Source organism: Streptomyces sp. UNOB3_S3, from assembly GCF_020740895.1.
Taxonomy (GTDB): domain Bacteria; phylum Actinomycetota; class Actinomycetes; order Streptomycetales; family Streptomycetaceae; genus Streptomyces.
Genome location: NZ_JAILXP010000089.1, coordinates 1 through 21,513, shown reverse-complemented (window position 1 = coordinate 21,513; position 21,513 = coordinate 1). Strand labels below are relative to the sequence as shown.

Annotated in this window: 22 protein-coding genes and 1 pseudogene; 22 read left to right on the top strand and 1 reads right to left on the bottom strand. The window is 71.5% G+C overall.

Going from position 1 to position 21,513, the window contains the following annotated elements:
• From aroC to nusB, 8 genes are all read left to right on the top strand, one after another.
• Nucleotides 1–854: chorismate synthase (gene aroC / locus K6I33_RS12650; protein WP_229351027.1), on the top strand; the 854-nt coding region annotated here is incomplete at its 5' end.
• A complete protein-coding gene (locus tag K6I33_RS12645) occupies nucleotides 851–1,396 on the top strand; it encodes a shikimate kinase (RefSeq protein ID WP_229351025.1) in 546 nt (181 codons plus the stop codon). The genes aroC and K6I33_RS12645, both read left to right, overlap by 4 nt.
• A 7-nt stretch (nucleotides 1,397–1,403) precedes the next feature.
• Nucleotides 1,404–2,495, top strand: a complete 1,092-nt coding sequence (aroB, locus tag K6I33_RS12640; RefSeq protein ID WP_229351023.1) for a 3-dehydroquinate synthase — start codon at nucleotides 1,404–1,406, stop codon at nucleotides 2,493–2,495.
• Nucleotides 2,496–2,509: 14 nt separating this feature from the next.
• A complete protein-coding gene (gene aroQ, locus K6I33_RS12635; RefSeq protein ID WP_374284225.1) occupies nucleotides 2,510–2,947 on the top strand; it encodes a type II 3-dehydroquinate dehydratase in 438 nt (145 codons plus the stop codon).
• Nucleotides 2,944–3,669 (top strand): AAA family ATPase, encoded by a 726-nt coding sequence (locus tag K6I33_RS12630; protein ID WP_308297138.1) that lies wholly within the window; start codon nucleotides 2,944–2,946, stop codon nucleotides 3,667–3,669. Before aroQ ends, K6I33_RS12630 begins: the two co-directional genes overlap by 4 nt.
• A gap of 62 nt (nucleotides 3,670–3,731) precedes the next feature.
• Entirely contained in the window at nucleotides 3,732–4,844 is a 1,113-nt protein-coding gene (locus K6I33_RS12625; RefSeq protein ID WP_229351017.1) for a M24 family metallopeptidase, read from the top strand.
• A gap of 49 nt (nucleotides 4,845–4,893) precedes the next feature.
• A complete protein-coding gene (efp, locus tag K6I33_RS12620) occupies nucleotides 4,894–5,460 on the top strand; it encodes an elongation factor P (protein ID WP_229351015.1) in 567 nt (188 codons plus the stop codon).
• Nucleotides 5,461–5,462: 2 nt separating this feature from the next.
• On the top strand, nucleotides 5,463–5,891 hold the full coding sequence (gene nusB / locus K6I33_RS12615) for a transcription antitermination factor NusB (RefSeq protein WP_229351013.1): 429 nt from the start codon (nucleotides 5,463–5,465) through the stop codon (nucleotides 5,889–5,891).
• A gap of 91 nt (nucleotides 5,892–5,982) precedes the next feature.
• Here nusB and bldD read toward each other — a convergent pair whose 3' ends face one another.
• Nucleotides 5,983–6,483, bottom strand: coding sequence for a transcriptional regulator BldD (gene bldD / locus K6I33_RS12610; RefSeq protein WP_004948690.1), 501 nt, complete (start codon nucleotides 6,481–6,483; stop codon nucleotides 5,983–5,985).
• 223 nt (nucleotides 6,484–6,706) lie between these two features.
• Here bldD and pyrR point away from each other — a divergent pair, with 223 nt between their 5' ends.
• The 14 genes and pseudogenes from pyrR to K6I33_RS12540 form a co-directional block, all read left to right on the top strand.
• A complete protein-coding gene (pyrR, locus tag K6I33_RS12605; RefSeq protein ID WP_229351011.1) occupies nucleotides 6,707–7,276 on the top strand; it encodes a bifunctional pyr operon transcriptional regulator/uracil phosphoribosyltransferase PyrR in 570 nt (189 codons plus the stop codon).
• 90 nt (nucleotides 7,277–7,366) lie between these two features.
• Nucleotides 7,367–8,353: an aspartate carbamoyltransferase catalytic subunit gene (locus K6I33_RS12600; RefSeq protein ID WP_229351009.1), complete on the top strand. Its 987-nt coding sequence runs from the start codon at nucleotides 7,367–7,369 to the stop codon at nucleotides 8,351–8,353.
• A 2-nt stretch (nucleotides 8,354–8,355) separates the two neighbouring features.
• Nucleotides 8,356–9,642: a dihydroorotase gene (locus K6I33_RS12595; protein ID WP_229351006.1), complete on the top strand. Its 1,287-nt coding sequence runs from the start codon at nucleotides 8,356–8,358 to the stop codon at nucleotides 9,640–9,642.
• Entirely contained in the window at nucleotides 9,639–10,202 is a 564-nt protein-coding gene (locus tag K6I33_RS12590) for a hypothetical protein (protein ID WP_229351004.1), read from the top strand. The genes K6I33_RS12595 and K6I33_RS12590 overlap by 4 nt, the downstream gene beginning before the upstream one ends.
• On the top strand, nucleotides 10,199–11,338 hold the full coding sequence (carA, locus tag K6I33_RS12585) for a glutamine-hydrolyzing carbamoyl-phosphate synthase small subunit (protein ID WP_229351002.1): 1,140 nt from the start codon (nucleotides 10,199–10,201) through the stop codon (nucleotides 11,336–11,338). Before K6I33_RS12590 ends, carA begins: the two co-directional genes overlap by 4 nt.
• Nucleotides 11,331–14,639 carry a carbamoyl-phosphate synthase large subunit gene (gene carB / locus K6I33_RS12580; RefSeq protein WP_229351000.1) on the top strand — a complete coding sequence of 1,103 codons (3,309 nt, stop codon included), beginning with the start codon at nucleotides 11,331–11,333 and terminating at the stop codon, nucleotides 14,637–14,639. The genes carA and carB overlap by 8 nt, the downstream gene beginning before the upstream one ends.
• Nucleotides 14,640–14,728: 89 nt before the next feature.
• Nucleotides 14,729–15,832 carry a quinone-dependent dihydroorotate dehydrogenase gene (locus K6I33_RS12575; protein ID WP_229351028.1) on the top strand — a complete coding sequence of 368 codons (1,104 nt, stop codon included), beginning with the start codon at nucleotides 14,729–14,731 and terminating at the stop codon, nucleotides 15,830–15,832.
• Nucleotides 15,833–15,917: 85 nt separating this feature from the next.
• The gene (gene pyrF / locus K6I33_RS12570; protein ID WP_229350997.1) at nucleotides 15,918–16,766 is read left to right on the top strand and encodes an orotidine-5'-phosphate decarboxylase; all 849 of its coding nucleotides are present in this window, start codon (nucleotides 15,918–15,920) and stop codon (nucleotides 16,764–16,766) included.
• 278 nt (nucleotides 16,767–17,044) lie between these two features.
• Nucleotides 17,045–17,368: an integration host factor gene (locus K6I33_RS12565; RefSeq protein ID WP_126913308.1), complete on the top strand. Its 324-nt coding sequence runs from the start codon at nucleotides 17,045–17,047 to the stop codon at nucleotides 17,366–17,368.
• A 96-nt stretch (nucleotides 17,369–17,464) separates the two neighbouring features.
• Entirely contained in the window at nucleotides 17,465–18,055 is a 591-nt protein-coding gene (gene gmk, locus K6I33_RS12560) for a guanylate kinase (RefSeq protein ID WP_229350994.1), read from the top strand.
• Nucleotides 18,056–18,088: 33 nt separating this feature from the next.
• Nucleotides 18,089–18,361: a DNA-directed RNA polymerase subunit omega gene (rpoZ, locus tag K6I33_RS12555; protein ID WP_126913306.1), complete on the top strand. Its 273-nt coding sequence runs from the start codon at nucleotides 18,089–18,091 to the stop codon at nucleotides 18,359–18,361.
• A 115-nt stretch (nucleotides 18,362–18,476) separates the two neighbouring features.
• A complete protein-coding gene (gene coaBC, locus K6I33_RS12550) occupies nucleotides 18,477–19,685 on the top strand; it encodes a bifunctional phosphopantothenoylcysteine decarboxylase/phosphopantothenate--cysteine ligase CoaBC (RefSeq protein ID WP_229350992.1) in 1,209 nt (402 codons plus the stop codon).
• Nucleotides 19,686–19,871: 186 nt separating this feature from the next.
• Complete coding sequence (gene metK / locus K6I33_RS12545) at nucleotides 19,872–21,080, top strand: methionine adenosyltransferase (protein WP_229350990.1); 1,209 nt, start codon at nucleotides 19,872–19,874, stop codon at nucleotides 21,078–21,080.
• A 126-nt stretch (nucleotides 21,081–21,206) separates the two neighbouring features.
• A pseudogene (locus tag K6I33_RS12540) lies at nucleotides 21,207–21,513 on the top strand (primosome assembly protein PriA); the annotation flags it as partial.

Here is a 21,513-nt window from a genome sequence, read left to right as displayed (position 1 = left end):
CCCGCCCCCGCCCCGGCCACGCCGACCTCGCCGGCATGCAGAAGTACGGCTTCGACGAGGCCCGGCCGGTCCTGGAGCGGGCCTCCGCCCGGGAGACCGCCGCTCGTGTGGCCCTCGGCGCCGTCGCCCGCTCCTTCCTCAAGGAGGCGGCCGGCATCGAGATCGTCTCGCACGTCGTGGAGCTGGCCGCGGCCAAGGCCCCGTACGGCGTCTACCCCACCCCCGCCGATGTCGAGAAGCTCGACGCCGACCCGGTGCGCTGCCTGGACGAGGCCGCGAGCGAGGCGATGGTCGCCGAGATCGACCAGGCCCACAAGGACGGCGACACCCTCGGCGGCGTCGTCGAGGTCCTGGCCTACGGCGTGCCGGTGGGCCTCGGCTCGCACGTCCACTGGGACCGCCGGCTGGACGCCCGCCTCGCCGCCGCCCTGATGGGCATTCAGGCGATCAAGGGCGTCGAGGTCGGCGACGGCTTCGAGCTGGCGCGCGTGCCCGGCTCGCAGGCGCACGACGAGATCGTCTCCACCGAGGACGGCATCCGCCGCGCCTCCGGCCGCTCCGGCGGCACCGAGGGCGGCCTGACCACGGGCGAGCTGCTGCGCGTCCGGGCCGCCATGAAGCCCATCGCCACCGTCCCGCGCGCCCTGCGCACGGTCGACGTGACCACCGGCGAGGCCGCCCAGGCCCACCACCAGCGCTCCGACGTGTGCGCCGTCCCGGCGGCCGGCATCGTCGCCGAGGCGATGGTCGCGCTCGTCCTCGCCGACGCGGTGGTGGAGAAGTTCGGCGGCGACAGCGTCGCCGAGACCCGCCGCAACGTCCAGGGCTACCTCGAGAACCTGGCCATCAAGTGACCACCCCCGTCATCGTCCTGGTGGGCCCGCCCGGCGCGGGCAAGTCCACCATCGGTGCCCTGCTCGCCGAGCGCCTGGGCACCGGCTACCGGGACACCGACGCCGACATCGAGGAGACCGCCGGGAAGCCCATCCCGGAGATCTTCGTCGACGAGGGCGAGCCGCACTTCCGCGAGCTGGAGCGGCAGGCCGTCCGTACCGCCGTGGCCGAGCACCCCGGGGTGCTCGCCCTCGGCGGCGGCGCCGTCATGGACCCGGGCACCCGGGCCCTCCTCAAGGGCCTGCCCGTGGTCTTCCTCGACGTCGAACTCGCCGACGCCGTGCACCGCGTGGGCCTGGACGCCCCACGCCCGCTGCTCGCCGTCAACCCCCGCAAGCGGTGGCGCGAGCTGATGGAAGCGCGCCGGCCGCTCTACACCGAGGTCGCCCGCGCCGTGGTCGCCACCGGCGGCCGCACCCCGGCCGAGGTCGCCGACGCCGTACTCGAGGTGCTGCGGCTCTCCCCGGCGCCCACCACCGACACCACTGACTCCCCGCAGTGAGGAACGCATGACCGACGCCCCCACCCGCATCCAGGTCGCCGGCAGCGCGGGCACCGCGCCGTACGAGGTCCTGGTCGGCCGTCAGCTGCTGGGCGAGCTGCCCGGCCTCATCGGCACCCGGGCCAAGCGGGTCGCCGTGCTCCACCCCGAGGCGCTCGCCTCCACCGGCGAGGCCATCCGCGAGGACCTGGCGTCCCAGGGCTACGAGGCCATAGCGATCCAGCTGCCCAACGCCGAGGAGTCCAAGACCGTCGAGGTCGCCGCCTACTGCTGGAAGGCGCTCGGGCAGACCAACTTCACCCGCACCGACGTGATCGTCGGCGTGGGCGGCGGGGCCACCACCGACCTGGCGGGCTTCGTCGCCGCCACCTGGCTGCGCGGCGTGCGCTGGATCGCCGTGCCCACCACCGTGCTGGGCATGGTCGACGCGGCCGTCGGCGGCAAGACCGGCATCAACACCGCCGAGGGCAAGAACCTCGTCGGCGCCTTCCACCCCCCGGCCGGGGTCCTGTGCGACCTGGCCGCGCTGGAGTCGCTGCCGGTCCACGACTACGTCAGCGGCCTCGCCGAGATCATCAAGGCCGGCTTCATCGCCGACCCGGCGATCCTCGACCTCATCGAGGCCGACCCCGAGGGCGCCCGTTCGCCCGGGGGCCCGCACACCTCCGAGCTGATCGAGCGGGCCATCAAGGTCAAGGCCGAGGTGGTCTCCTCCGACCTGAAGGAGTCGGGCCTGCGCGAGATCCTGAACTACGGTCACACGCTCGCCCACGCCATCGAGAAGAACGAGCGCTACAACTGGCGGCACGGCGCGGCCGTCGCCGTCGGCATGGTCTTCGCCGCCGAGCTCGGCCGGATCGCCGGCCGCCTGGACGACGCCACCGCCGACCGGCACCGCGCGATCCTCACCGCCGTCGGCCTTCCCGTCACCTACCGCGGCGACCAGTGGCCCAAGCTGCTGGAGACGATGAAGGTCGACAAGAAGACCCGCGGCGACCGGCTGCGCTTCATCGTTCTCGACGGCCTGGCCAAGCCCACGGTCCTGGAGGGCCCGGACCCGGCGATGCTGCTGGCCGCACACGCCGAGATCGCGGCGTGAGCGGCGTGAGCGATATCCGGAAGGTCCTCGTCCTCAACGGGCCCAACCTGGGCCGGCTCGGCTCGCGCGAGCCCGATGTCTACGGCTCGACCTCCTACCGCGGCCTGGTCGAGGCGTGCACGGCGCTCGGCGCCGAGCTCGGCTTCGCCGTCGAGGTCCGGGAGACCAACGACGAGGGCGAGCTGGTGCGCTGGCTGCACGAGGCGGCCGACGGCAAGGTGCCGGTCGTCATCAACCCCGGCGCGTTCACGCACTACTCGTACGCGATGCGTGACGCGGCGGCGCAGCGGACGGCGCCGCTCATCGAGGTGCACATCTCCAACCCGTACGCGCGGGAGGAGTTCCGTCACACGTCGGTGATCGCGGCGGTGGCGAGCGGTACGGTTGCGGGGTTCGGGATCGGCTCCTACCGGCTGGCGCTGCGCGCGCTGGCGGAGGAACTCGGTTCCTGACCCGGGGCGTTGGCCCTGCGGGCGGGACCGGGGCACCGGCCCGCCGCGGGCGCACCCCGCCACACACCACACCGCACGAAATCGGAGCGTGCCACAGGATGCAGCACCCCGTGGGACCACCGCTGCCCCCCGCTCATCCGCCGATACCGGCCCTGCCGCCGGCGGACGTGACCGCCGCCGCCGTCGCCGTCCTGCTCATCGGCCCGGCCGGCGCCGGCAAGACCACCGTCGCCCGGTACTGGGCCGACACCCGCCGGGTGCCCACGGCGCACATCAGCCTCGACGACGTCCGCGAATGGGTGCGTTCCGGCTTCGCCGACCCGCAGTCCGGGTGGAACGACCACTCCGAGGCGCAGTACCGCCTCGCCCGCCGCACCTGCGGCTTCGCCGCCCGCAACTTCCTCGCCAACGGCATCTCCTGCATCCTCGACGACGCCGTCTTCCCCGACCGGCCCGTCGTCGGTCTCGGCGGCTGGAAGCGGCACGTCGGCCCGGGGCTGCTGCCCGTGGTGCTGCTGCCGGGCCTCGACGTCGTTCTCGAACGCAATGCCGAGCGCTCCGGCAATCGCCGGCTCGGCGACGAGGAGGTCGCCCGGATCCACGGCCGGATGGCCGGCTGGTACGGCTCGGGCCTGCCCATCATCGACAACTCCCAGCTGGACGTCCCCACCACCGCCCGGCTGCTCGACGAGGCCGTCGCCCGCGCCCTGACCAGCTGGTAGGGCTGCCCCGGTCGGAGGCGCTGGAAAGGCCGGAACCGGCCGCCGAACGTACGCTCGGAAGCATGTCCGAGGTGTACGCGGCGCGCCGGGCCCGGCTGCGCGAGCGGTGCGCGGCGGCCGGTGGCGAGGCCGCCCTGGTCTGCGGCGGCGCCAATGTCCGCTATCTGGCGGGCGGCGCGCCGCCCGGGGCCGTGCTGCTCCTCGGTCCGGACGGCGACGACGGGCTGGTGTGCGCGAGCGACCCCTTCGTGGACGCCACGGGCGCCAGCCGTCCCGGGGACGGGCTGACCGTCCTGGTGCTGCCGACGCCCGAGGGCGATCCGGCCGTGGCGGCCGCCGAGCGGGCCGCGGAGCGCGGGGTGCGGTCGCTCGCCGTCGAGGAGCACCATCTGACCGTGGCCCGGCACCGTGCGGTGCGCTCGGTCGCCCCCCGGCTGCGGCTGGGCGACCTGGGGACGGCCGTGGAGCAGCAGCGGGTGATCAAGGACGACGAGGAGATCTCGACCCTGCGGATCGCCGCCGAGATCGCCGACCAGGCCCTGGGCGAGCTGCTGGAGTCGATACTCGTCGGCCGCACCGAGCGCCATCTGGCGCTGGAGCTGGAGCGCCGGCTGATCGACCACGGCGCGGACGGCGCGGCCTTCCCCACCTCGGTGGGCGCGGGGCCGCACTCGGGGCGGGCCGGGCACGTGCCGACCGACCGCCGGGTGGAGGAGGGCGACTTCCTCAGCGTCTGCCTGGGGGCGGACTACCGTGGATACCGGAGCGAGATCGCCCGTACGTTCGTCATCGGGGCCTCTCCCGCGGAGTGGCAGATCGAGCTGTACGAGCAGGTCTTCGCCGCCCAGCGGGCGGGCCGGGAGGCCCTCGCGCCGGGTGCGGCGTACCGTGACGTGGACCGCGCGGCACGGGTCGTACTGGAGGCCGCGGGCCATGGCGAGAGGGTCGGACCCCGGATCGGTCACGGCGTGGGGCTCGAAAACGACGAGGACCCTCGGCTCGCACCGTCCGCAATGGGTAAACTGGACGCTTGCGTGCCGGTCACCGTAGACCCGGGGGTCCACCTCCCGGGGCGGGGCGGCGTCCGGATCGATGACACGCTCGTCGTCCGCCCCGAGGCGGACGGCGGACCCGAGCTACTCACCATCACGACCAAAGAGCTGCTCGCGCTCTAGCCGGCGCATCGCACTTTCTGGTTCCACCAGCCCAGGAGATACCGCAACCGTGGCATCCACGAACGACCTCAAGAACGGCATGGTGCTCAAGCTCGAAGGCGGCCAGCTCTGGTCCGTCGTCGAGTTCCAGCACGTCAAGCCCGGCAAGGGCCCCGCCTTCGTCCGTACGAAGCTGAAGAACGTGCTCTCCGGCAAGGTCGTCGACAAGACCTTCAACGCGGGCGTGAAGGTCGACACGGCCACCGTCGACCGCCGCGACATGCAGTTCTCGTACATGGACGGCGACTACTTCGTCTTCATGGACATGAAGGACTACGACCAGCTGATGATCGACCGGAAGGCCGTCGGCGACGCCGCGAACTTCCTCATCGAGGGCTTCGAGGCCACGGTCGCCACGCACGAGGGCGAGGTGCTCTACGTCGAGCTCCCGGCCGCCGTCGAGCTGGTCATCGAGCACACCGACCCGGGTGTCCAGGGCGACCGCTCCACCGGTGGCACCAAGCCCGCCAAGCTGGAGACCGGCTACGAGATCCAGGTCCCGCTGTTCGTCACCACCGGCGAGAAGATCAAGGTCGACACGCGCACCGGCGATTACCTCGGCCGGGTGAGCAGCTAACCGTGTCCGCCCGCAGCAAGGCCCGTAAGCGCGCCTTCCAGATCCTCTTCGAGGCCGACCAGCGCGGCACGTCCGTGCACGAGGTCCTCGCGGACTGGATCCGGCATGCCCGGACCGACGACAGGCAGCCGCCGGTCAACCCGTACACGATCCAGCTGGTCGAGGGCTACGCCGAGCGCGCGGCCCGGATCGACGAGCTGATCGCCACCTACGCGATCGACTGGGACCTGGACCGCATGCCGGCCGCGGACCGTGGCATCGTCCGGCTCGGCGCGTACGAGCTGATCTGGGAGGACGAGACCCCGGACGCCGTGGCGATCGACGAGGCGGTGCAGCTCGCCAAGGAGTTCTCCACCGACGAATCGCCCGCGTTCGTCAACGGTCTCCTCGGTCGTTTCAAGGAGCTCAAGCCGAGCCTTCGGCGCGCGTAGCGAGCTCTCAGACGACAAAACCGCTGTGGGGCGGGAAACCATCCGGTTTCCCGCCCCACAGCGGTTTTGTGTCGTCAGGCAACGGTGGACGTTACGCGTCCTCGTGCTGAACGGCGCGACGGGCGTCCGCGTCGAGCACGCCCCAGCTGATCAGCTGCTCGGTGAGCACCGAGGGCGACTGGTCGTAGATCACGGCAAGGGTGCGCAGATCGTCCTGGCGGATCGAGAGGACCTTGCCGTTGTAGTCGCCGCGCTGGCTCTGGATGGTGGCCGCGTAACGCTGGAGCGGGCCCGCCTTCTCGGCCGGGACGTGGGCGAGGCGCTCCAGGTCCAGGACCAGCTTCGGCGGGGGCTCGGCCGCGCCGCCGGGCGTGGTGCCGGGCAGCAGCTCCTGCACGGGCACGCCGTAGAAGTCGGCCAGCTCGGCCAGGCGCTGAACGGTCACGGCACGGTCGCCGCGCTCGTAAGAACCCACGACAACGGCCTTCCAGCGGCCCTGGGACTTCTCCTCGACACCATGGAGGGAGAGGCCCTGCTGGGTGCGGATGGCGCGGAGCTTGGCCCCGAGCTGTTTGGCGTATTCGCTGGACATAAAGCTCCCCGGACACTGTATCGATCGCGCGGCCGCGCCGTGCGACTGGTAACTCACTGTGAGGTTACGCAGCGTAATCTCGGTTCGTCAAGCCGAATGGGCCCCGCCCTGGGCCGTCAGTGGCTGTGGCTGGAGTTCGTCGTGGGTCCTGGTACGGTGAATCCTGTAAATCCGACGTCCTTTAATGTCCGTCCCGTGAGGCGGAGAAGGAGGTCCGTTTCGTATGGACGCAATTCCCAGCGCGCGTCCCGTGCTCGAAGCACCGGACATCGCACGGGTCCTCACCCGTATCGCGCACGAGATCGTCGAACGCGCCAAGGGCGCCGACGACGTCGTACTCCTCGGCATTCCCACCCGCGGTGTCTTCCTCGCCCGCCGGCTGGCCGCCAAGCTCGAGAGCATCACTGGAAGCAGCATTCCGGTCGGCTCCCTCGACATCACCATGTACCGCGACGATCTGCGGCTGCGTCCGGCCCGTGCGCTCGCCCGGACCGAGATCCCCGGTGAGGGCATCGACGGCAGGCTCGTCATCCTCGTCGACGACGTGCTCTTCTCCGGCCGCACCATCCGCGCCGCCCTCGACGCGATGAACGACCTGGGCCGCCCCCGCGCCGTCCAGCTCGCCGTCCTCGTCGACCGCGGCCACCGCGAGCTGCCGATCCGCGCCGACTACGTCGGCAAGAACCTCCCCACGTCGCTGCGGGAGACGGTCAAGGTCCACCTGACCGAGGAGGACGGCCGCGACAGCGTGCTCCTCGGCGCGGGCACGACCACCCCGGCCGACGCGCAGTAGCGACCCCTCACGGACCCGCGGGGCGGGTCCGTGCGCCGCGGCATGCCCGGCCACAGCCCTCGCACACCTCCACCCCCACGGAGCACCCGGATGAAGCGCCACCTCATCTCGGCCGCCGACCTCACCCGCGACGACGCCGTCCTGATCCTCGACACCGCCGAGGAGATGGCCCGGGTCGCGGACCGGCCGATCAAGAAGCTGCCCACCCTGCGCGGCCGTACCGTCGTCAACCTCTTCTTCGAGGACTCGACGCGGACCCGCATCTCCTTCGAGGCCGCCGCCAAGCGCCTCTCCGCCGACGTCATCAACTTCTCGGCCAAGGGCTCCTCGGTCTCCAAGGGCGAGTCCCTGAAGGACACCGCCCTGACCCTGGAGGCCATGGGCGCCGACGCCGTCGTCATCCGCCACCACGCCTCCGGCGCCCCCTACCGGCTGGCCAACTCCGGCTGGATCGACGGGGCCGTCGTCAACGCCGGCGACGGCACCCACGAGCACCCCACCCAGGCCCTGCTGGACGCCTTCACCATGCGCCGCCGCCTGGTCGGCCGGGACGCCGGCCTCGGCAAGGACCTGTCCGGCCGCCGGATCACGATCGTCGGCGACGTGCTGCACAGCCGGGTCGCCCGCTCCAACGTCCACCTGCTGACCACGCTCGGCGCCGAGGTCACCCTGGTCGCCCCGCCCACGCTGGTGCCCGTCGGCGTCGACAGCTGGCCCTGCGAGGTCTCCTACGACCTCGACGCCGTGCTGCCGAAGTCCGACGCCGTGATGATGCTGCGGGTGCAGCGCGAGCGCATGAACGCCGCGTTCTTCCCGACCGAGCGCGAGTACTCGCGCCGCTACGGCCTGGACGCCGACCGCATGGCCAAGATGCCCGAGCACGCCATCGTGATGCACCCCGGCCCGATGAACCGCGGCATGGAGATCACCGCCGAGGTCGCCGACTCCGACCGCTGCACGGCCGTCGAGCAGGTCGCCAACGGCGTCAGCACCCGGATGGCCGTCCTCTACCTGCTGCTGGGCGGCTCCGAGCCCGCCGTCGGCACGAACAACGCCCGCACCGAGGAGAACAAGTAATCATGTCGAAGATCCTGATCCGTGGTGCGAAGGTCCTCGGCGGCGAGCCGCAGGACGTCCTGATCGACGGCGAGACCATCGCCGAGGTCGGGAACGGTCTGTCCGCCGAGGGCGCCACCGTCGTCGAGGCCGACGGCAAGATCCTGCTGCCCGGCCTGGTCGACCTCCACACCCACCTCCGCGAGCCCGGCCGCGAGGACTCCGAGACCGTCCTCACCGGCACCCGCGCCGCCGCGAGCGGCGGCTACACCGCCGTCTTCGCCATGGCGAACACCTTCCCGGTCGCCGACACCGCCGGCGTCGTCGAGCAGGTCTGGCGCCTGGGCAAGGAGTCCGGCTACTGCGACGTCCAGCCCATCGGCGCCGTCACCGTCGGCCTGGAGGGCAAGCAGCTCTCCGAGCTCGGTGCCATGCACGACTCCGCCGCCGGGGTCACCGTCTTCTCCGACGACGGCAAGTGCGTCGACGACGCCGTGATCATGCGCCGCGCGCTGGAGTACGTGAAGGCCTTCGGCGGCGTCATCGCCCAGCACGCGCAGGAGCCCCGGCTCACCGAGGGCGCCCAGATGAACGAGGGCGTCGTCTCCGCCGAGCTGGGCCTGGGCGGCTGGCCGGCCGTCGCCGAGGAGTCGGTCATCGCCCGCGATGTCCTCCTCGCCGAGCACGTGGGCTCCCGGGTGCACATCTGCCACCTGTCCACCGCCGGCTCGGTGGAGATCGTCCGCTGGGCCAAGTCGCGCGGCATCGACGTCACCGCCGAGGTCACCCCGCACCACCTGCTCCTCACCGACGAGCTCGTCCGCTCGTACAACCCCGTCTACAAGGTGAACCCGCCGCTGCGCACCGAGCGCGACGTGATGGCGCTCCGTGAGGCCCTGGCCGACGGGACGATCGACATCGTCGCCACCGACCACGCACCGCACCCGCACGAGGACAAGGACTGCGAGTGGGCCGCGGCCGCCATGGGCATGGTGGGCCTGGAGACCGCCCTGTCGGTCGTCCAGCACACGATGGTGGAGACCGGGCTGCTGGACTGGGCCGGGGTCGCCGAGCGGATGTCCTTCAAGCCCGCCCGCATCGGCAGCCTCGCCGGTCACGGCCGTCCCATCGCCCCCGGTGAGCCCGCCAACCTCACGCTGGTCGATTCCGCTTACCGTGGTGTCGTGGACCCCGCGGGCTTCGCCTCCCGCAGCCGCAACACCCCCTACGAGGGCCGCGAGCTGCCGGGTCGCGTCACCCACACCTTCCTGCGGGGCCGGGCGACGGTCGTGGACGGGAATCTCGCGTGACACCTGCACAAATCATCACTCTGGCGGCCGAGCAGAAGTCTGCCGACGTCACCCACTGGGCCGCGCGCGCCGGCTGGGTCGTGGGGCTGCTGCTCTTCATCGCACTGCTCTACTGGCTGATGCGCGAGGGCTGGAAGTGGCGCGGCACGCTCCAGGGCGACCTGCCCGAGCTGCCCACCGCCCCGGCCGAGCCGGGCGAGCCCGTCCTCACGATGAGTGGCCGCTACCACGGCTCCACCACCTCCGGGCAGTGGCTCGACCGGATCGTGGCGCACGGCCTGGGCACGCGCAGCAAGGCCGGGCTCACCCTGACGGAGCAGGGCGTCGACGTCGTACGGCCCGGCGCGCAGGACTTCTTCATCCCCGCCGCCGCCCTGCGCGGCGCCCGCCTGGAGACGGGCATCGCGGGCAAGGTCCTCCCCGAGGGCCTGCTCGTGATCACCTGGCAGCACGGCGACAAGACCATCGACTCGGGCTTCCGCTCCGACCGGGCGGCGGAGCACACCGCCTGGGTCGAGGCGATCAGCACCATGAACAGCACTACGGAAGGCGCACGATGACGACCTCCAGCAGGGGAAGCAAGGTCCCCGCCGTACTCGTCCTGGAGGACGGTCGTACGTTCCGCGGCCGCGCCTACGGGGCGGTCGGGACGACCTTCGGCGAGGCCGTGTTCTCCACCGGCATGACCGGCTACCAGGAGACCCTGACCGACCCCTCGTACCACCGTCAGGTCGTCGTGATGACGGCCCCGCACGTCGGCAACACCGGCGTCAACGACGAGGACCCCGAGTCCGGCCGGATCTGGGTCGCCGGCTACGTCGTCCGCGACCCCGCCCGCGTCCCCTCCAACTGGCGCTCCCGTCGCTCGCTGGACGAGGAGCTGGCCAAGCAGGGCGTCGTCGGCATCAGCGGCATCGACACCCGCGCCCTCACCCGCCACCTGCGCGAGCGCGGCGCGATGCGCGTCGGCATCTTCTCCGGCAACTCGCTGCCCGACGAGGGCGTCATGCTCGCCGAGGTGCGCCAGGCCCCCGAGATGAAGGGCGCCGACCTCTCCGCCGAGGTCGCCACCAAGGAGACCTACGTCGTCCCCGCGATCGGTGAGAAGCGCTTCACCGTCGCGGCGATCGACCTGGGCATCAAGGGCATGACCCCGCACCGGATGGCCGAGCGCGGCATCGAGGTGCACGTGCTGCCGGCCACCGCGAGCGTCGAGGACGTCTACGCGGTGAACCCGGACGGCGTGTTCTTCTCCAACGGCCCGGGCGACCCGTCCACCGCCGACCATCCCGTCTCCGTGATGCGCGAGGTCCTCTCCCGGAAGACCCCGCTGTTCGGCATCTGCTTCGGCAACCAGATCCTCGGCCGCGCGCTCGGCTTCGGCACCTACAAGCTGAAGTACGGCCACCGGGGCATCAACCAGCCCGTCCAGGACCGTACGACCGGCAAGGTCGAGGTCACCGCCCACAACCACGGCTTCGCCGTCGACGCCCCGCTCGAGGGCGCGACCGACACGCCGTACGGCCGCGTCGAGGTCTCCCACGTCTGTCTCAACGACAACGTGGTCGAGGGGCTCCAGCTGCTCGACCAGCCGGCATTCAGCGTCCAGTACCACCCCGAGGCAGCAGCAGGCCCGCACGACGCCGCGTACCTGTTCGACCGCTTCGTGACCCTGATGGAGGGCCAGCGTGCCTAAGCGCACCGACATCCAGTCCGTTCTGGTCATCGGCTCCGGCCCGATCGTCATCGGCCAGGCAGCGGAGTTCGACTACTCCGGCACCCAGGCCTGCCGCGTCCTGAAGGCCGAGGGCCTGCGGGTCATCCTCGTGAACTCCAACCCGGCCACGATCATGACCGACCCGGAGATCGCCGACGCCACCTACGTCGAGCCGATCACCCCGGAGTTCGTCGAGAAGATCATCGCCAAGGAGCGCCCCGACGCCCTCCTGCCCACCCTCGGCGGCCAGACCGCGCTGAACACCGCCATCTCCATGCACGAGAACGGTGTGCTGGAGAAGTACGGCGTGGAGCTGATCGGCGCCAACGTCGAGGCCATCCACAAGGGCGAGGACCGCGACCTGTTCAAGGGCGTCGTCGAGGCCGTCAACGCCAAGATCGGCCACGGCGAGTCCGCCCGCTCGGTCATCTGCCACACCATGGACGAGGTCCTCGCGGGCGTCGACACCCTCGGTGGCTACCCGGTCGTCGTCCGCCCCTCCTTCACCATGGGCGGCGCCGGCTCCGGCTTCGCCCACGACGAGGAGGAGCTGCGCCGCATCGCCGGCCAGGGCCTCACGCTCTCCCCGACCACCGAGGTGCTCCTGGAGGAGTCGATCCTCGGCTGGAAGGAGTACGAGCTGGAGCTGATGCGCGACAAGCACGACAACGTCGTGGTCGTCTGCTCCATCGAGAACTTCGACCCCATGGGCGTCCACACCGGTGACTCCATCACCGTCGCCCCGGCGATGACGCTCACCGACCGCGAGTACCAGATCCTCCGGGACGTCGGCATCGCGATCATCCGCGAGGTCGGCGTCGACACCGGCGGCTGCAACATCCAGTTCGCGGTCAACCCCGACGACGGCCGGGTCATCGTCATCGAGATGAACCCCCGCGTCTCGCGCTCCTCCGCGCTCGCCTCCAAGGCCACCGGCTTCCCGATCGCGAAGATCGCTGCCCGGCTCGCCGTCGGCTATACGCTGGACGAGATCCCCAACGACATCACCGAGAAGACCCCGGCGTCCTTCGAGCCCACGCTCGACTACGTCGTGGTCAAGGCGCCCCGCTTCGCGTTCGAGAAGTTCCCGGCCGCCGACGCCACCCTCACCACGACCATGAAGTCGGTCGGCGAGGCCATGGCCATCGGCCGCAACTTCACCGAGGCCCTCCAGAAGGCCCTGCGCTCGCTGGAGAAGAAGGGCTCGCAGTTCGACTTCGTCTCCGCCCCCGGCGACAAGGCCGAGCTGCTTCAGAAGGCGGTCCGCCCGACCGACGGCCGGATCAACACCGTCATGGCCGCCATCCGCGCCGGCGCCACCCCGGAGGAGGTCTTCGAGGCGACGAAGATCGACCCCTGGTTCGTCGACCAGCTCTTCCTGATCAAGGAGATCGCCGACGAGCTGGCCGCCGCCGAGAAGCTGGAGCCCGGGCTGCTGGCCGAGGCCAAGCGCCACGGCTTCTCCGACGCCCAGATCGGCGCCGTCCGGGGCCTGCGCGAGGACGTCGTCCGCGAGGTCCGCCACGCGCTGGGCGTCCGCCCGGTCTACAAGACCGTCGACACCTGCGCCGCCGAGTTCGCCGCGAAGACCCCGTACTTCTACTCGTCCTACGACGAGGAGTCCGAGGTCGCGCCCCGCGAGAAGCCCGCGGTGATCATCCTGGGCTCCGGCCCGAACCGCATCGGCCAGGGCATCGAGTTCGACTACTCGTGCGTCCACGCCTCCTTCGCGCTCAGCGACGCGGGCTACGAGACCGTGATGGTCAACTGCAACCCCGAGACCGTCTCCACCGACTACGACACCTCCGACCGGCTCTACTTCGAGCCGCTCACCCTGGAGGACGTCCTGGAGATCGTCCACGCCGAGTCCCTCGCGGGCCCGGTCGCGGGCGTCGTCGTCCAGCTCGGCGGCCAGACCCCGCTGGGCCTCGCCCAGGCGCTCAAGGACAACGGCGTGCCGATCGTCGGCACCTCCCCGGAGGCCATCGACCTCGCCGAGGAGCGCGGCGCCTTCGGCCGCGTCCTCACCGAGGCCGGGCTGCCCGCGCCCAAGTACGGCACCGCCTACTCCTTCGCGGAGGCAAAGGGCATCGCCGCCGGCATCGGCTACCCGGTCATGGTCCGCCCGTCCTACGTCCTCGGCGGCCGCGGCATGGAGATCGTCTACGACGAGCCCTCCCTCGCCGGCTACCTGGAGCGGCACGCGGGCCTGATCTCCGAGCACCCGGTGCTCATCGACCGCTTCCTCGACGACGCCATCGAGATCGACGTCGACGCGCTCTACGACGGCCAGGAGCTCTACCTCGGCGGCGTCATGGAGCACATCGAGGAGGCCGGCATCCACTCCGGCGACTCCGCCTGCGCGCTGCCCCCGATCACCCTCGGCGGCTACGACATCAAGCGGCTGCGGGCCTCCACCGAGGCCATCGCCAAGGGCGTCGGCGTCCGCGGCCTGATCAACATCCAGTTCGCCATGGCCGGGGACATCCTCTACGTCCTGGAGGCCAACCCGCGCGCCTCCCGCACCGTCCCCTTCACCTCGAAGGCGACCGCCGTGCCGCTGGCCAAGGCCGCCGCCCGGATCTCCCTGGGCGCGACCATCGCCGAGCTGCGCGCGGAGGGCATGCTGCCGAAGACCGGCGACGGCGGCACCCTGCCGCTGGACGCGCCGATCTCCGTCAAGGAGGCCGTCATGCCGTGGTCGCGCTTCCGCGACATCCACGGCCGCGGCGTCGACACCGTCCTCGGCCCGGAGATGCGCTCCACCGGCGAGGTCATGGGCATCGACAGCGTCTTCGGCACCGCCTACGCCAAGTCGCAGGCCGGCGCCTACGGCGCGCTGCCCACCAAGGGCCGCGCGTTCGTCTCCGTCGCCAACCGCGACAAGCGCTCGATGATCTTCCCGGCCCGGGAGCTGGTCGCCCACGGCTTCGAGCTGCTGGCCACCTCCGGCACCGCCGAGGTCCTCAAGCGCAACGGCATCAACGCCACCGTCGTGCGCAAGCAGAGCGAGGGCGAGGGCCCGAACGGCGAGAAGACGATCGTCCAGCTGATCCACGACGGCGAGGTCGACCTCATCGTCAACACCCCCTACGGCACCGGCGGCCGTCTCGACGGCTACGAGATCCGCACCGCCGCCGTCGCCCGCGCGGTGCCGTGCCTGACGACGGTCCAGGCGCTCGCCGCCGCCGTCCAGGGCATCGAGGCGTTCAGCCGCGGCGACGTGGGCGTGCGCTCCCTCCAGGAGCACGCGCGGCAGCTGACCGACGCCCGGTCCTGACCCCTCCCGCCCGTCCGCCCCGGCTTTCGCCGGGGCGGACGGGCGGCTCCATGGAACCTCCCCTTCGGCTGCGGAAGGCCCGGCACCGCATGTACTCCCTCTTCTTCCGACTGTTCTTCCAGCGGATGGACCCCGAACGCGCCCATCACCTGGCGTTCTCGTGGATCCGCCGCGCGGCGGGCGTCCCGGTCCTGCGCACCTTCGTCGCGGCCGTCCTCGCCCCCCGCCACAAGGCGCTGCGCACCGAGGCCCTCGGCCTGCGGATGCACGGCCCCTTCGGCCTCGCCGCCGGCTTCGACAAGAACGCCGCCGCGATCGACGGCATGGCCATGCTCGGCTTCGACCACGTCGAGATCGGCACCGTCACCGCCCAGCCGCAGCCGGGCAACCCCAAGAAGCGGCTCTTCCGCCTCGTCGCCGACCGCGCCCTGATCAACCGCATGGGCTTCAACAACGACGGCTCGGCGGCCGTGGCGGAGCGCCTGGCGGCCCGCCAGGAGGTCTTCCGGACCACCGTCGGCGTCAACATCGGCAAGACCAAGATCGTGCCGGAGGAGGAGGCCGTCGCCGACTACGTCGCCTCCACCGAGCACCTGGCCGCCCACGCCGACTACCTCGTCGTCAACGTCTCGTCGCCCAACACGCCCGGGCTGCGCAACCTCCAGGCCACCGAGTCGCTGCGCCCGCTGCTGGCCGCCGTCCGCGAGGCCGCCGACCGCACGGTCACCTCGCGCCACGTGCCGCTGCTGGTGAAGATCGCCCCCGACCTCGCCGACGAGGACATCGACGCCGTCGCCGACCTCGCCGTCGAGCTGGGCCTGGACGGCATCATCGCCAACAACACCACCATCGCCCGCGACGGCCTGGGCCTCACCACCCCGAAGCGCACCGTCGAGGCCATCGGCGCCGGCGGCCTGTCCGGCGCCCCCGTCAAGGCCCGCTCCCTGGAGGTCCTGAGCCGCCTGTACGCCCGTGTGGGCGACCGGATCACCCTGGTGGGGGTCGGGGGCGTCGAGACCGCCGACGACGTCTGGGAGCGCATCCTGGCGGGCGCCACGCTGGTCCAGGGCTACAGCGCCTTCATCTACGAGGGCCCGTTCTGGTGCCGGAAGATCCACAAGGGCCTGGCCGAGCGCCTCGAAGCCAGCCCGTACGACACACTCGCCGAAGCGGTCGGCGCGGCCACCCGCTAGCTGGTTGTGGGCAATCGTTCCGCATGGCGGAACGGGTGGGCACAACCCGACCACCGGCCCGCACCCGACCCGGAAAGGGAAACCCATGACGACCGAATCCTTCGGCACCCGGCTGCGCCGTGCCATGGACACCAGGGGTCCGCTCTGCGTCGGCATCGACCCCCACGCCTCCCTGCTGGCCGACTGGGGCCTGACCGACGACATCGCCGGCCTGGAGCGCTTCACCCACACCGTGGTGGAGGCGCTGGCCGACCGCGTCGCCGTCCTCAAGCCGCAGTCCGCCTTCTTCGAGCGCTTCGGCTCGCGCGGCATCGCCGTCCTGGAGCGGGCCGTCGCCGACGCCCGCGAGGCCGGCGCGCTGGTGCTGATGGACGCCAAGCGCGGCGACATCGGCTCCACCATGGCCGCCTACGCCGCCACCTACCTCGACCCGGCCTCGCCGCTGTTCTCCGACGCGGTGACCGTCAGCCCCTACCTCGGCTACGAGTCGCTGCGCCCCGCGCTGGACCTGGCCCGGGAAAGCGGCACGGGCGTGTTCGTCCTCGCCCTGACCTCCAACCCGGAGGGCGCGGAGGTGCAGCACGCGGCGCGCGTCGACGGCCGGAGCGTCGCGGCGACCGTCCTGGACCACCTGCGGGCGGAGAACGCCGACGCGGCCCCCATGGGCTCGTACGGCGCGGTCGTCGGTGCCACGCTGGGCCGGTCGATCGACGCCACGGGTGCGAACCTCGCCATCAACGGCCCGCTCCTCGCCCCCGGCATCGGGGCGCAGGGCGCCACCGCCGCCGATCTGCCGAAGGTCTTCGGCGCGAACGTGCGGAACGTGGTCCCGAACGTCAGCCGCGGGGTGCTGCGGCACGGCCCCGACGTGGCGGCGCTGCGCGGGAGCGCGGACCGTTTCGCGGACGAGATCCGGGACGCGGTGGCGGGCTGAGCGACGCCGGCTGCGGCGGGGCGATGCGTCCCAGGTCGGCCACACCGGCGAGTTAACGCCAACCGCCAAAGAAAATTGTCGGTCATTATGTCCGGAAAAGTCCTGGTCGAGCGAGTCTGACCAGGACTTTTCGCTTGTTCTCGCTGACTGGAGCGGGATCGGCCGCTAGTCTCCGACGAGAGCGAACGCGCAAGCGCGTTGCTCGTTGCCCCCCAGGTGTGGGCCGACTAGGTTCCTCACCGGTCCGTATCCAGTTCGACTTCCGAGGTGACGTAGGCGTGGCTCTTCCGCCCCTTACCCCTGAACAGCGCGCAGCCGCGCTCGAAAAGGCCGCCGCGGCTCGCCGGGAGCGCGCCGAGGTCAAGAATCGGCTCAAGCACTCCGGCGCCTCTCTGCACGACGTGATCGAGCAGGGCCAGAAGAACGAAGTCATCGGCAAGATGAAGGTCAGTGCCCTCCTGGAGAGTCTCCCCGGGGTGGGCAAGGTCCGTGCCAAGCAGATCATGGAGCGGCTCGGAATTTCCGAGAGCCGTCGTGTGCGCGGCCTCGGCTCCAACCAGATCGCCGCTCTGGAGCGCGAGTTCGGCAGTAAGGCCGCCTGAGCCGGCGGCCCCGTCGCGGTGGCCCGGTGGCCGTGACCGCCCCTCCGGGGCGGTCCGGCGTTACCGGGCACTCCCGGGAACCGGGATAATCGCTGCATGAGTACCTCAGTCTCCCGGGGCACGTCCCCCGTTCCCCCGGCCAGACAACCGCGGCTGACCGTGCTCTCCGGCCCCTCCGGAGTCGGCAAGAGCACGGTCGTCGCCCATATGCGCAAGGCCCACCCCGAGGTCTGGCTCTCGGTGTCCTGCACCACCCGCAAGCCGCGTCCCGGCGAGCAGGAGGGCGTCCAGTACTTCTTCGTCGACGACGAGCAGTTCGACAAGCTCATCGCCAACGGGGAGCTGCTGGAGTGGGCCGAGTTCGCGGGCAACCGCTACGGCACGCCCCGCAAGGCCGTGCTGGACCGCCTGGAGGCGGGCGAGCCCGTGCTGCTGGAGATCGACCTCCAGGGCGCCCGGCAGGTCCGCGAGACCATGCCGGAGGCTCAGCTGGTCTTCCTCGCGCCGCCGAGCTGGGACGAACTGGTCCGCAGGCTCACCGGCCGGGGGACCGAGTCGCCCGAGGTCATCGAGCGGCGGCTGGCGGCCGCGAAGGTGGAGCTGGCGGCGGAGTCGGAATTCGACACCACGCTGGTCAACACCTCCGTCGAGGACGTCGCACGCGAGCTGCTAGCCTTGCTGCGCTGAACATCTTTCTTCACCCCCATCGGAAGGCAGAGAGTGTCCTCTTCCATCACCGCGCCCGAGGGCATCATCAACCCGCCGATTGATGAGCTGCTCGAGGCGACCGACTCGAAGTACAGCCTGGTGATCTACGCCGCCAAGCGCGCGCGCCAGATCAACGCGTACTACTCGCAGCTCGGCGAGGGCCTGCTGGAGTACGTGGGCCCGCTGGTGGACACCCACGTCCACGAGAAGCCGCTCTCCATCGCGCTCCGCGAGATCAACGCGGGCCTGCTGACCTCCGAGGCCGTCGAGGCCCCGGCGGCGTAAGCACCGTCGTATTCGTCATCGAGGGCCCGGCAGAGCATCTGCCGGGCCTTTGGTGTGTCATAGGTACGCACACATGTACGTGCGCGTACGGGGATCGTGGGGAGAAGCGAGAGCGATGGACAAGCCCAACGTCGTCCTGGGGGTCAGCGGCGGGATCGCCGCCTACAAGGCGTGCGAGCTGCTGCGGCGCCTCACCGAGTCCGGCCATGACGTCCGGGTGGTGCCCACCGCCTCCGCCCTGAACTTCGTGGGCGAGGCGACCTGGGCCGCGCTGTCCGGCCACCCCGCCGGCACCGAGGTGTGGGAGGGCGTCCACGAGGTGCCGCACGTGCGGATCGGCCAGCGGGCCGACCTCGTCGTCGTCGCCCCCGCGACCGCCGACATGCTGGCCAAGGCCGCGCACGGCCTCGCCGACGACCTGCTGACCAATACGCTCCTCACCGCCCGCTGCCCGGTGGTCTTCGCCCCGGCCATGCACACCGAGATGTGGGAGAACCCGGCCACCCAGGAGAACGTGGCGACGCTGCGCCGCCGGGGCGCGATCGTCATCGAGCCCGCCGTGGGCCGGCTGACCGGCGTCGACACCGGCAAGGGCCGGCTGCCGGAGCCCGGTGAGATCTTCGAGGTCTGCCGCAGGGTCCTGGCGCGCGGCACGGAGGGCATGGCCGCCGACCTCGCGGGCCGCCATGTCGTGGTGAGCGCCGGCGGCACCCGGGAGCCCCTGGACCCCGTGCGCTACCTGGGGAACCGCTCCTCCGGCAAGCAGGGCTACGCCCTCGCCCGCACCGCCGTCGCCCGGGGGGCCAGGGTCACCCTGGTCGCCGCCAACAGCGAGCTGCCCGATCCCGCCGGCGCCGACGTGGTGCACGTCGGGACGGCCGTACAGCTGCGGGAGGCCGTCCTCAAGGCCGCGGCGGACGCCGACGCCGTGGTGATGGCCGCGGCGGTCGCCGACTTCCGGCCCGCCGGCTACGCCGAGGGCAAGATCAAGAAGCAGGACGGGCAGGAGCCGGAGCCGGTCGCGCTGGTGCGCAACCCGGACGTCCTCGCCGAGCTCTCGGCGGACCGCCCCCGTCCCGGTCAGGTCGTCGTCGGCTTCGCCGCCGAGACCGACCACGTGCTGGAGAACGGCCGGGCCAAGCTCGCCCGCAAGGGCTGCGACCTGCTGGTCGTCAATGAGGTGGGGGAGCGGAAGACATTCGGCTCCGAGCGGAACGAGGCCGTCGTGCTCGCCCCCGACGGCACCGAGACCCCGGTCCCGTACGGCCCCAAGGAAGCCCTCGCGGACACGGTCTGGGACCTCGTCGTCCCCCGGCTCGGCTGACGCGTTCCGGGCACGGTCTGTGCGGCTTTCGTGACGGGAGTCACAGGCCGTGCCCAATGTCATCGGGGGCGGGATGTTCGGAGCGCGACGAGGCCGGATAAACTGGTTACGGATCCGGGTCGAGCGCAGCTCTTGGCCGGATCTGTCAATGCTCAGCCAGCAGCCGCTGCAACCCCAGGGAGCGATGTGTCCCGCCGCCTGTTCACCTCGGAGTCCGTTACCGAGGGTCACCCCGACAAGATCGCTGATCAGATCAGCGACGCCATTCTCGACGCCCTCCTCAAGGAGGACCCGACCTCCCGTGTCGCCGTCGAGACGCTCATCACCACCGGCCTGGTGCACGTCGCCGGCGAGGTGACCACGAAGGCCTACGCGCCGATCGCCACGCTCGTGCGCAACAAGATCCTCGAGATCGGCTACGACTCGTCCAAGAAGGGCTTCGACGGCTCCTCCTGCGGCGTCTCGGTCTCCATCGGCGCCCAGTCGCCCGACATCGCCCAGGGTGTCGACACCGCCTACGAGAGCCGCGTCGAGGGCGACGAGGACGAGCTCGACAAGCAGGGCGCGGGCGACCAGGGCCTGATGTTCGGCTTCGCCTGCGACGAGACGCCGAACCTGATGCCGCTCCCCATCGAGCTCGCGCACCGGCTCTCGCGCCGCCTGTCCGAGGTCCGCAAGAACGGCACCATCCCGTACCTGCGCCCGGACGGCAAGACCCAGGTCACCATCGAGTACGACGGCAACAAGGCCGTGCGCCTGGACACCGTTGTCGTCTCCTCGCAGCACGCCTCCGACATCGACCTGGACTCGCTGCTCGCGCCCGACATCCGCGAGTTCGTCGTCGAGCACGTGCTCAAGGAGCTCGTCGAGGACGGCATCAAGCTCGACACCGACGGCTACCGCCTCCTGGTGAACCCCACCGGCCGCTTCGAGATCGGCGGCCCCATGGGCGACGCCGGCCTCACCGGCCGCAAGATCATCATCGACACCTACGGCGGCATGGCCCGCCACGGTGGCGGCGCCTTCTCCGGCAAGGACCCGTCCAAGGTCGACCGCTCCGCCGCGTACGCGATGCGCTGGGTCGCCAAGAACGTCGTCGCCGCCGGCCTGGCCGCCCGCTGCGAGGTCCAGGTCGCCTACGCGATCGGCAAGGCCGAGCCCGTCGGTCTCTTCGTCGAGACCTTCGGCACCAACACGGTCGACACCGAGAAGATCGAGAACGCCATCGCCGAGGTCTTCGACCTCCGCCCGGCCGCGATCATCCGCGACCTCGACCTGCTCCGCCCGATCTACGCCCAGACCGCCGCGTACGGCCACTTCGGCCGTGAGCTCCCCGACTTCACCTGGGAGCGCACCGACCGCGTGGACGCGCTGCGCAAGGCCGCGGGGCTGTAAGTCCCGCCCGCGCCCGTGACGAACGGCCCCGGACCGAGAGAAAACGGTCCGGGGCCGTTCGCATACCCGGACCCGGGTCCACCCGCTCGGCCGCCGTTGTCAGTGGTCTCTGGTAGGACTGGGGCTGTGAGCAGCGAGAACGGGCGGGCGGAGCGGGAAGCTCCCGAGGGGGAGCAGCTCGCGCTGATCCGGGAGAGCGTGCGCAAGGCCAAGGTGCCGCGGGCCAAGCCGCGGACGTGGCGGGGGGCCGTGCTGGCCAAGGAGCTGCCCGTCGCCCGGGTGCTGGTCGACAAGGGCCCGGTCCACCTCGACCGGCTGTGGGACTACGCCGTCCCCGCCGAGCTGGACGCCGAGGCCCGGCCCGGGGTGCGGGTGCGGGTGCGCTTCGGCGCGGGCACGCGAAATGTGCGGGGCGGGCCTCGGCGTCCAGCTC

Excerpts from the sequence above, each read along its gene's own strand:
- K6I33_RS12595 (WP_229351006.1), top strand. The coding sequence starts at position 8,356 with ATGTCGAAGATCCTGATCCGTGGTGCGAAGGTCCTCGGCGGCGAGCCG.
- carA (WP_229351002.1), top strand. The coding sequence starts at position 10,199 with ATGACGACCTCCAGCAGGGGAAGCAAGGTCCCCGCCGTACTCGTCCTG.
- K6I33_RS12600 (WP_229351009.1), top strand. The coding sequence starts at position 7,367 with ATGAAGCGCCACCTCATCTCGGCCGCCGACCTCACCCGCGACGACGCC.
- gmk (WP_229350994.1), top strand. The coding sequence starts at position 17,465 with ATGAGTACCTCAGTCTCCCGGGGCACGTCCCCCGTTCCCCCGGCCAGA.
- K6I33_RS12625 (WP_229351017.1), top strand. The coding sequence starts at position 3,732 with ATGTCCGAGGTGTACGCGGCGCGCCGGGCCCGGCTGCGCGAGCGGTGC.
- pyrF (WP_229350997.1), top strand. The coding sequence starts at position 15,918 with ATGACGACCGAATCCTTCGGCACCCGGCTGCGCCGTGCCATGGACACC.
- bldD (WP_004948690.1), bottom strand. The coding sequence starts at position 6,483 with ATGTCCAGCGAATACGCCAAACAGCTCGGGGCCAAGCTCCGCGCCATC.
- aroB (WP_229351023.1), top strand. The coding sequence starts at position 1,404 with ATGACCGACGCCCCCACCCGCATCCAGGTCGCCGGCAGCGCGGGCACC.
- coaBC (WP_229350992.1), top strand. The coding sequence starts at position 18,477 with ATGGACAAGCCCAACGTCGTCCTGGGGGTCAGCGGCGGGATCGCCGCC.
- K6I33_RS12575 (WP_229351028.1), top strand. The coding sequence starts at position 14,729 with ATGTACTCCCTCTTCTTCCGACTGTTCTTCCAGCGGATGGACCCCGAA.
- pyrR (WP_229351011.1), top strand. The coding sequence starts at position 6,707 with ATGGACGCAATTCCCAGCGCGCGTCCCGTGCTCGAAGCACCGGACATC.